The organism is Aquimarina aquimarini, from assembly GCF_900299535.1.
GTDB lineage: Bacteria > Bacteroidota > Bacteroidia > Flavobacteriales > Flavobacteriaceae > Aquimarina > Aquimarina aquimarini.
Map to the genome: position 1 here is coordinate 1 of NZ_OMKE01000055.1, position 1052 is coordinate 1052.

At 28.7% G+C, this 1052-nt stretch carries 1 protein-coding gene; it reads left to right on the forward strand.

What is annotated here, in order from left to right; translation table 11 throughout:
* The first annotated feature begins 122 nt into the window (after positions 1-122).
* The gene (locus DG508_RS18755) at positions 123-1028 is read left to right on the forward strand and encodes an IS982 family transposase (RefSeq protein ID WP_108869621.1); all 906 of its coding nucleotides are present in this window, start codon (positions 123-125) and stop codon (positions 1026-1028) included.
* Positions 1029-1052 lie beyond the last annotated feature (24 nt).

Genomic DNA, 1052 nt, shown 5'->3' on the forward strand with positions numbered 1-1052 from the left:
GTTTTATTGATGAGTAATAACCTGAGTTCGACGTAAGGAATAGTTTTTTTTACTTGTAGAAAAAGCAGAAAATAATTATATTTAAGTATCTAACATTCAAATATTTAAATTAAATTCTGCTTATGATTTTTAAAGATAAAATTACTGAAATATTTTGTTCTATTGATGATTTTTGTGCTGTTTATGAGCCTGCTATGCGAAAAAGACAAGTTACTACAGGCAAAAAGACCAGAAATCGAAAATTTAGAATGGCTACAAGTGAGATAGTAACCATTACTGTATTGTTTCACTTAAGTGGTATAAGAACCTTCAAACATTTCTATATTTTATACGTGCAGCAACAGCTACAAAGTGAATTTCCTAATACTGTTTCTTACAATCGTTTTGTAGAATTAATGCAATCTAATTTAGTGCCTTTGACCTTATATTTAAAAACGTGTTGTTTGGGAGAGTGTACGGGTATTTCTTTTATAGATTCCACTCCTATTAAAGCTTGTAAAAATAAGAGAATTAGTAACAATAAGGTGTTCAAGGATATCGCTACCATCGGTAAATCAACAATGGGTTGGTTCTATGGTTTCAAGCTCCATATTATAATTAATGATAAAGGAGAACTCCTTGATTTTATTATTACTCAGGCTAATGTAGATGACAGAACACCTCTGAAAAAAGATAACTTTTTGAAGAAGATATTTGGAAGTTTATATGCTGATAAAGGATATATCTCTAAAGAATTAACTTCAATATTATTTGATCAAGGATTACACTTAGTTACTAGTATTAAAAACAATATGAAAAATGTATTAATGACAATGAGAGATAAAATATTACTAAGAAAAAGATCTGTTATAGAAACCATAAATGATCAACTAAAAAATATTGCTCAAGCTGAACATTCCAGACACAGAAGTTTTGGTAATTTTATTACTAATCTTGTGGCTAGCCTTATTGCTTATTCTTTTCAAGAAAAGAAACCTGCTATCAAATTTGAAACACAAAAAACTACACAATTAGCGATGTTTTGCTAAATTCTTAGATCGAACTCAGGTTAA